At 40.4% G+C, this 8,294-nt stretch carries 8 protein-coding genes; 6 read left to right on the forward strand and 2 right to left on the reverse strand.

Features of this window, described 5'->3' with window-relative positions; translation table 11 throughout:
* The first annotated feature begins 50 nt into the window (after positions 1–50).
* The 3 genes from A3G19_RS09330 to A3G19_RS09340 all read left to right on the forward strand — a co-directional run bounded on the left by A3G19_RS09330 (position 51) and on the right by A3G19_RS09340 (position 2,725).
* On the forward strand, positions 51–695 hold the full coding sequence (locus A3G19_RS09330; RefSeq protein WP_294872276.1) for a 5-formyltetrahydrofolate cyclo-ligase: 645 nt from the start codon (positions 51–53) through the stop codon (positions 693–695).
* Positions 601–2,169, forward strand: a complete 1,569-nt coding sequence (gene rny, locus A3G19_RS09335) for a ribonuclease Y (RefSeq protein WP_294872278.1) — start codon at positions 601–603, stop codon at positions 2,167–2,169. The genes A3G19_RS09330 and rny overlap by 95 nt, the downstream gene beginning before the upstream one ends.
* Before the next feature lie 91 nt (positions 2,170–2,260).
* Positions 2,261–2,725, forward strand: a complete 465-nt coding sequence (locus tag A3G19_RS09340) for a CZB domain-containing protein (protein ID WP_291750938.1) — start codon at positions 2,261–2,263, stop codon at positions 2,723–2,725.
* A 14-nt stretch (positions 2,726–2,739) separates the two neighbouring features.
* Here the strand turns inward: A3G19_RS09340 and A3G19_RS09345 are convergent, their stop codons facing one another.
* Positions 2,740–3,618 carry a cation diffusion facilitator family transporter gene (locus A3G19_RS09345; RefSeq protein ID WP_015653276.1) on the reverse strand — a complete coding sequence of 293 codons (879 nt, stop codon included), beginning with the start codon at positions 3,616–3,618 and terminating at the stop codon, positions 2,740–2,742.
* Between the two features lie 55 nt (positions 3,619–3,673).
* Between A3G19_RS09345 and cmoB the strand changes: the two genes are divergently transcribed.
* Complete coding sequence (gene cmoB / locus A3G19_RS09350; protein ID WP_015653277.1) at positions 3,674–4,567, forward strand: tRNA 5-methoxyuridine(34)/uridine 5-oxyacetic acid(34) synthase CmoB; 894 nt, start codon at positions 3,674–3,676, stop codon at positions 4,565–4,567.
* A gap of 2 nt (positions 4,568–4,569) precedes the next feature.
* A complete protein-coding gene (locus A3G19_RS09355; RefSeq protein WP_015653278.1) occupies positions 4,570–5,037 on the forward strand; it encodes a hotdog domain-containing protein in 468 nt (155 codons plus the stop codon).
* Here the strand turns inward: A3G19_RS09355 and A3G19_RS09360 are convergent.
* Entirely contained in the window at positions 5,034–5,627 is a 594-nt protein-coding gene (locus A3G19_RS09360) for an MBL fold metallo-hydrolase (RefSeq protein ID WP_294872284.1), read from the reverse strand. The two genes, A3G19_RS09355 and A3G19_RS09360, sit on opposite strands and share 4 nt — an antisense overlap.
* 93 nt (positions 5,628–5,720) lie before the next feature.
* Between A3G19_RS09360 and A3G19_RS09365 the strand changes: the two genes are divergently transcribed.
* The gene (locus tag A3G19_RS09365; RefSeq protein ID WP_294872281.1) at positions 5,721–8,225 is read left to right on the forward strand and encodes an N-6 DNA methylase; all 2,505 of its coding nucleotides are present in this window, start codon (positions 5,721–5,723) and stop codon (positions 8,223–8,225) included.
* Positions 8,226–8,294: the final 69 nt, after the last annotated feature.

The raw sequence follows: 8,294 nt of genomic DNA on the forward strand, positions 1-8,294 counted from the left end.
ACCTTTTTTTAGATAAAATAATGAAGATTATAACGAAGCAAAGGTAAAAAGTGTCCAAAAGTGATTTTAGAGCTCATTGTTTGAATCGGCTCAAGTCTCTCTCTCCCAGTACCAAAAAAGTTCGTGATGCAACCGTTAACAGCCAATTGCAACAGGTCTTAAAAGCTTTAGCGGGAAAACGGATATTGGTCTATTGGCCGATTGGTTTTGAAGCCGATATTCGTAAAACAATTCAATTATTGCGTCGTACAAAAGAAGTATATTTACCGTTTATGGATGGCGTCAGTTTCAAAATGGTACCATTTAGGCACCCGTTGGAATGTAAAGCTTTTGGGATTTATGAGCCACGGAATTCGTATAGAAAATATAATTTAATAGATGTAGCTATTGTCCCTGTAGTAGGGGTAGACGGGTCATTGCGCCGAGTAGGTTTCGGTAAGGGGATGTATGATCGATTTTTTCCGACCCTGAAAACGAAACCATTTACGATTTTTATTCAATCATGCGCGTGTCAAACGGCGCAAAATGTATGTGATGATTACGACGTGCAAGGAGACCTGCTCATTACCCCTTACGGGGCTCAGGGCATGAGGAAAACCAATGTTAAACGAACTACTCGTAGGGGGCGCAGTTGCCCTCATCAGCGGGTTAGTCGGATTTTTAATTTCAAAAAAGATTACCGCCTCACATTTTGATCTTTATTTAGAACAAGCGAAAGCAAAATCGAAAGCGATTGAAAACGAAGCACAAATGATTTTAGAACGTGCTTCACTGCGATCGCGTGAGATCGAAAAAGAGGCACAAAAACACTACGATGAGACGTATGATCAGGTCAAAAAAGATCTCTCGATGCGTGAAGAAAAAATTGAACGCGTTGAGCGTGAATTTGAACTGCTTCGTCACAATGAAGAAGAGAAGATAGCGCAAGAGCGATCGAATGTTGAAAATCGACGTCTCAATTTAGAACGTAATGAACGTGCTTTAGAGAAATTAAAAGAAGACTACCGCCAAAAAAGTGAACAAGTTAAGGTGATCGTTGAACAGCGTGCCGGATTATCGGTGCAGGAAGCAAAAACGATTCTTTTAGAGCAGGTGCGCGAAGATGCCCGTTTGGATTTAGCGCGACACATGCGTGAATTGGACGAACAATCCAAGGAACAGCTTAAGCGTAAAGCCAACTATATTTTGGCGCAAGCAACGTCTCGCTTTGCGGGAGAGTATGCGGCTGAACGGCTGATCAGTGTTATCCACCTCGATGATGACGAGCTCAAGGGGCGTATTATCGGAAAAGAGGGGCGTAATATTAAGGCGCTAGAGATGGTGAGCGGAGTCGATATTATCATCGATGAAACGCCGAACGCGATTATCGTGAGTTCATTTAATCTCTATCGTCGTGCGATTGCGGTAAAAACGATCGAACTGTTGGTTCAAGACGGTCGGATTCAGCCTGCACGTATCGAAGAGGTATACCAAAAAGTATGCGATGAATTTGATGAGGAAATGACCCGTGAAGGGGAAGAGATCATTTTTGAGATGGGATTACAAGGTATCCATCCAGAGCTCACTAAACTGATCGGACGGCTCAAATACCGCTCCAGTTATGGGCAAAATGCATTGGCACATACCCTCGAAGTAGCTCATCTGGCCGGAATTATGGCATCTGAGATGGGAGGGGATGTGAAACTCGCCCGTCGTGCCGGATTACTACACGATATCGGTAAAACTCTGACTCAAGAAAATGGAGGGAATCATGTCGATATCGGCGTGGAACTCTGTCGACGTTACAACGAGGATCCGGTGGTGATCAACGCTATTTATGCTCATCACGGTCATGAAGAGATCAAAAGCATCGAGTGCGCCGCAGTGTGCGCCGCAGATACCCTCTCTGCCGCCCGTCCGGGTGCTCGTCGAGAAGTGCTGGAAAGTTTTTTACGCCGGGTAAGCGAAATCGAAGAGATTGCAACCCAAAAAGCAGGGGTTAAACAAGCCTATGCGATTAATGCAGGGCGTGAAGTTCGGGTTATCGTGAGTGCTCAAAGTGTCAATGATGATGAAACGGTATTGATTGCACGAGAGATTGCTGATGAGATTTCTCAAAAAGTGCAGTTTCCGGGTGAAATCAAAGTGAGCGTGATACGTGAAAGCCGTGTGGTAGAATACGCCCGATAATCGTATTTTTGTTAATTATTTTATAGATCAGTGTTATATTGTTGTGATATAAAAATGGTATTATTATCCTTTTAATGGCTAATAATCTCAAATGAAAGAATATTATATGAAAAAAGAAGAGACTCTTACCCATCTTCATAACGCGAAAAAGGCTCATATCTCATGGGTTCATCGCGCACATGCCCTTATCGAAGGGCTTCCGGTTGAAAAAGAACAGGTCCCGGTCAGCTGTACCGATTGTAAATTTGGACAATGGTTTTATGGCGAAGGACAAAGACTCAATCGGATTCCAAGTATGGATTGTCTCAAAGAGATTGAGGCGCTCCATTATGAACTTCACGATATCTATATGAAAATCTTTAAAATTTATTTCAGTGATGAAGACCGCTCTTTTTTCTCAAAATTTTTTGGGACACGAAAAAAAATCTCTCCGGAAAGTCAAGAAATTGCAAAAGAACATTATAAAGAGCTAAAAACAATTTCTGAAAAGCTGATAACGGCAATCGAACGTTTAGAGCGAAGATTGTTCGCTCTCCAAGAGAGTAATTTCGTTTAAAAACTTGCTAATTCTCAATCTTCTACTTCAGAATCATCGTACGGATCGAGATGGATAAGGGGGTAAACATTATTTTCGGGGAAAAGATTTTTAAGAGCCAGTTCAATCCGATCTCCTACCATGTGAGCATCATAGAGCGATGTGCTGATACTAAAAACAACATGAACACTCAGATAAATATCGGATCCTGAACTGCGCGTACGGAGGTCATGATATCCGCTGATATCGAGCTGATTATTGAGTAATTTATTAATCTTAGTGACACTTTGAGGATCGAGTGCCGCATCGAGGAGCATGAGAACCCCTTCTTTGATGATCGGATAAGCCGAATAAATCATGTAGATACTGATTCCAATCCCCAATAGAGGATCGATAAAGGTGTAGTCGGTAAAGGTGATAACAATCAGTGAGATTAAAACAGCTCCGTTACTCAGTAAATCGGTTTTGTAATGGAGTGCATCGGCTTGAATGACCATATTGCCGGTTTTCTTAGCGATCAACGTTAAAAAGATGACAAGACCTGTCGTGATGATCAGTGACGCACCCATGACCCAGATGGAGAGATCCAGATGGTTTATTACGCTCCCTTGAACCATTTTAGAAATAGCGGTGTAGAGGATAAAAAGTGCTGAAAGGCTGATGATCGTCCCTTCGATTACTGCGGCAAGCGGTTCAAGTTTTCGACGACCGAAGTTGAAATGCTCATCCGGTTCTTTATCGGAATTATGCAGTGCAAAATAGTTAAAGAGGGAAATAACCGTATCGAGGAGTGAGTCGATAGCGGAAGCAAGGACGGCAACGGAGCCGCTGATAATCCCGACAGTGAGTTTAAATGCCACCAGTAAAAAGGCGACGATGGTGGAGATGAGAGTGGCTTTTTTTTCTATACGCATGGTGCCATTTTAGCCTAATATGGATAAAATTTCGAGATTATTGTGAGGAGCCATGATGGATTTAAATGCAATTCGGCAAGAGCGACAAAAATGGATGACATGGAAAAATATTGCTCCACTGCGTGAAGCGCTGAATCAGCTTCCTCATATCACTGCCGAGGTTGATTTAGATAATACGGTAAGCCTCAGAAGCAATGATGCGGTTGATGTAGATGAGCTTGAACGAATCGCACGTTTGATGATGCCATGGCGCAAAGGGCCATTTGATCTGTTTGGTCTGTTTATCGATACTGAGTGGCGCAGTGATCTTAAATACAATTTTCTCCGTCCCCATTTTAATTTGAGCGGTAAAAAAGTAGCCGATATCGGGTGTAACAACGGCTATTATATGTTCCGATTCCTCGAAGACGCTCCGGCAAAAGTGGTCGGCTTTGATCCATCGGCTCTGTTTAAATCACAGTTTGATTTGATCAACCATTACGTTAAAAGCGAAATTGTGTATGAACTTCTGGGGGTGGAACATCTCCCGTTTTACGAGGAAAAATTTGATATCATTTTTTGTCTTGGGGTATTGTATCACCGCAGTGATCCCATTGCAATGATTAAGGCCTTGGGACAAGGCTTGGCGGAGGGGGGTGAGATTTATCTCGACACCTTTATCATTGAGGGGGAAGAACCGTACGCTCTTTGTCCGAGCGAGAGTTACTCGAAAATTACCAATGTTTATTTCGTTCCGACCCTTAAAGCGTTAGAGAACTGGTGTATCCGTGCCGGATTTACCTCTTTTGAAGTACTTGGCAGTGTTGTGACAACCTCGGATGAACAGCGCAAAACATCTTGGATTGAATCGCAAAGTCTTGAAGATTTTCTCGATCCTGCCGATACTACCAAAACAGTTGAAGGATACCCGGCACCGGTTCGGGGATATGTTCGGATTAAAAAGGGATAATTTTGTCAAACAATCAAACAGAAACAGAAGAATCGATTCAGGTCGCGATCAATCAGCAAACTTCGTTGAATACTCATGAGAGAATCAATACGGTTTACAGTGGTGAAATAGTCAAATTACAAATTGGCTACGCAAAAGTTTCGCTAGAAACAACAGAAGTAATGCGTGCGGATGAAGTGGGGCTGGTACATGGCGGCTTTATTTTCAGTGCAGCTGATTTTGCCGCTATGGCAGCGGTCAATGAACCTAATGTCGTATTGGCTTCGTGCAATTGTCTTTTTTTAGCTCCGGTGAGAATCGGGGATATCGTTACTTTTGAAGCAAGTGAACACCAAAAAGAGGGACGAAAACGAAACGTATCGGTTAAAGGTTATGTCCATGAGATCAAGGTCTTTGAAGGGGATTTCAAAACTGTTGTCACCGAACGCCATGTATTGCGTTTGGATTTGATGAAGAATACGGACGTTTAAATCGCGCGAATCCAATAATCGACATGGCGTTGTTCCGCCTCTACGCTGGTCGCTTCTCCATGTCCGGGATAGAGTGTTTTGTTCCCGCTCATTTGTGAAAACTTTTTCAAGCTTATTTTCATCGCTTCGGGGTCAGAGTAGGGAAAATCAACTCGCCCGATCGAATTTTTAAATAAAAAATCGCCGCTAAACATCACATCACCGATTTCGATCATCGAGCACCCCGGACAATGTCCCGGAAAGTGATGAAATTTTACCTCAATCCCTGAAATATCAAAGATTTCATCACCATTTACTTCAATATCGGGTTTGGATGGCGGTAATCCCGGCATCCATGTACTGTTTTGGAGCAGCATGAGATCCCCTTTTGGGGTGTAAAGAGGGATCTTCAATTTTTGTTGCAGTTCGCTGTTACTCCACACGTGGTCAAAATGCCCGTGGGTATTGAGAATAGCGACGGGGTTTGTAACGTTTGCCAGTACCCACTCGGTTGCCCCCATCCCCGGATCGATGATGATCTCTTTATTGCCCTCTTTTACAATATAACAGTTGGTTTGATACTCACCCATCGGGTGTTTTAGGATTTCCATCATAGGCTCTTTTTTTAGTCGGATTGTAACATAAAAGGGGATTGGTATCTTGATTTGCTATAATATCCTCACTTTAACAGTGAGGCACAAAATTTGTCCATTTTCCAAAAATCCATTTTAAACTCCATCAAACAAGATGAAAGCTTAGTTGCTCTACGATGGGCGGCATATCAAAACTATATCGCCAAAATCGATGCTATCCGAGGATTCAAAGAGGAAGTTTATCAAGACGGCTTTTTCAAAGACGTTTTCGAATCGTGTCTGGGCTATACTCTCAAAACTACCAATCCATCCGATTACAATTTAGAGCGTGAAAAGAAGAACGAAACCGACGGCAAAAAAGCCGATGGCGTTATTTATGTCAATGGTGAGATTATCGGGGTAGTCGAGCTAAAAGATCAAAAAACGAAAAACCTTGATGCCGTAGAGTCTCAGGCATTCAACTATCACGCCTCTCACTCCAATTCCAAATACATCATCATTTCTAACTTCGATGAACTGCGCTTTTACATCGATAAAAAAACAGCGTATGAGAAATTCAGCCTCTTTAACCTCACCTATGAGGATTTTAAAATTCTTCATTATCTTATCAGTTATGAGAGTATCAAAGAGAATACCCCTTTAAAGCTCAAAGAGAAATCATTAGGTGAAGAACAACGAATTTCCAAAGAGCTTTACCGTGATTTCAGCCAGTTCCGCACCCACCTTTTTGAAAATATCATCAAAAACAATGAGATGGATAGGTCGTTATTGTTGCGTCTCACTCAAAAGCTATGCGACCGTATCATCTTTATCCTCTTCGCCGAAGATCGCAATTTATTGCACTCTAACACGATCAAAGAGATACGAGAAGAGTTTAAAAACCAAAAATTCACTCATTACGCCCTCTATGACATTTACAAATTTTATTTCAACGCTATCAACGAGGGGAATGATAAATTAGGCATCCCTAAATACAACGGTGGATTATTCGCTACCGATGAGCTTTTAGACTCTCTCATTATCGATGATACCTACCTTGATATGGAAGCGCAAAAGCTTTCCGACTTTGATTTCGAGAGTGATATTAGTGTCAATATTTTAGGGCATATTTTTGAGCAATCACTTACCGATCTCGAAGAGCTAAACGCGTCGATCAACGACACAGAGTTTGATAAAAAGAAATCCAAGCGTAAAAAAGATGGAGTGTTTTATACTCCTGAATACATCACCCGATATATTGTTGAAAATACTCTCGGTAAATTGTGTAGTGATAAAAAATCAGACTTGAAAATCGAGTCCGAAACAGTAGTCATCAACCCTCGCAAACTTACAAAAGCAGAACAAAACTACAAAGAAATATTGATAACTTACCGAGAATGGCTAACCCACCTAAAAATCCTCGACCCTGCGTGTGGAAGCGGTGCGTTTCTCAATCAAGCCTTAGAATTTCTAATACGGGAACATACGCTTATTCGGGATTTGCTATTGCCCTATGAAGATTTAATGATAGGATATGAAATCGAAAAAAGTATTCTTGAACATAATCTTTATGGTATAGATATAAATGAAGATGCGGTAGAGATTGCAAAACTTTCTCTATGGCTACGGACGGCGCACAAGGGGCGTGAGCTTACAAGCTTGAATGATAAAATTGTCTGTGCTAATTCACTTTTGACAATTCCATTTGAGGAAAACAGTTTTGATATAGTTATTGGTAATCCTCCGTATGGAGCAAAAACATCAAAAGAAGACCAAAAATATTTTAGAGAAAATTACAAAACAGCTTCTTTTAAAATGGATACATATTCTCTGTTCATAGAAAGGGGATTTCAGTATCTAAAATCAGATGGATTTTTTTCTTATATTGTTCCTTATACTTGGATGAGTATTGGACAGCATTTTGAATTGCGAAAGTTTCTACTTGGTAAGCAAATCGTTGAAATTATTGATTTGCCAACAAAAATATTTGATGATGCAGATTTGGATACAACTATCCTTTTTGTTAAAAATTCGATTTTACAAAATCAATCTATCAAGATTGGAACTATTGAAAATGAATATGTTGTAATTAATGGTGAATTGCCAATTGATACCATCAATCAAAACAAAGAGCTGGTAATTAGTCTTAACACTTCTGCTCAAGATACAGAAATATTAATGAAAATTGATAAGCTATCAACTACGATGATTAATAATTTTCAAGTTTCACAAGGATATATTCCATATAGAAGAAGCGACTTAATCAAAAATTTTGGTGAAGACATAGGAAATAAAATAGTCGATGAGAGACTTTGGCATTCTAATACAAAATTATCCGATGAGTTTAAACAAGAAATACAAGGAAAAGATGTTTCAAGATATGAATATTCAGAAAGCTTTCAATATATTAAATATGGAAAATGGTTGGCAGGACATGTGCCTGAAAGGTTTTTCACATCTCCAAGAGTTTTAATTATGGAAATCACTAGGGGGGATTCCTATAAAATCAAAGCTACCTATCTTGAAAAAGAATTTTATAACACTCCATCAGTTATAAATATAATCCATCCAAGTAATGACACTAAACAACTGAAATTTATATTGGGATGTATTAATTCAAGGCTCTATATGGAATGACCCCCGTTTTATAGACACATTAGTTTTCCGCTAACACCTCATTTTTCGTTGATTCCAAAAAGTATCTTA

The sequence above is a fragment of the Sulfuricurvum sp. RIFCSPLOWO2_12_FULL_43_24 genome (assembly GCF_001829605.1).
Lineage (GTDB): Bacteria > Campylobacterota > Campylobacteria > Campylobacterales > Sulfurimonadaceae > Sulfuricurvum.

What these genes read in the sequence shown, in the direction of transcription:
- cmoB (WP_015653277.1), top strand. Translation starts at nt 3,674, where the DNA reads ATGGATTTAAATGCAATTCGGCAAGAGCGACAAAAATGGATGACATGG.
- A3G19_RS09345 (WP_015653276.1), bottom strand. Translation starts at nt 3,618, where the DNA reads ATGCGTATAGAAAAAAAAGCCACTCTCATCTCCACCATCGTCGCCTTT.
- rny (WP_294872278.1), top strand. Translation starts at nt 601, where the DNA reads ATGTTAAACGAACTACTCGTAGGGGGCGCAGTTGCCCTCATCAGCGGG.
- A3G19_RS09360 (WP_294872284.1), bottom strand. Translation starts at nt 5,627, where the DNA reads ATGGAAATCCTAAAACACCCGATGGGTGAGTATCAAACCAACTGTTAT.
- A3G19_RS09340 (WP_291750938.1), top strand. Translation starts at nt 2,261, where the DNA reads ATGAAAGAATATTATATGAAAAAAGAAGAGACTCTTACCCATCTTCAT.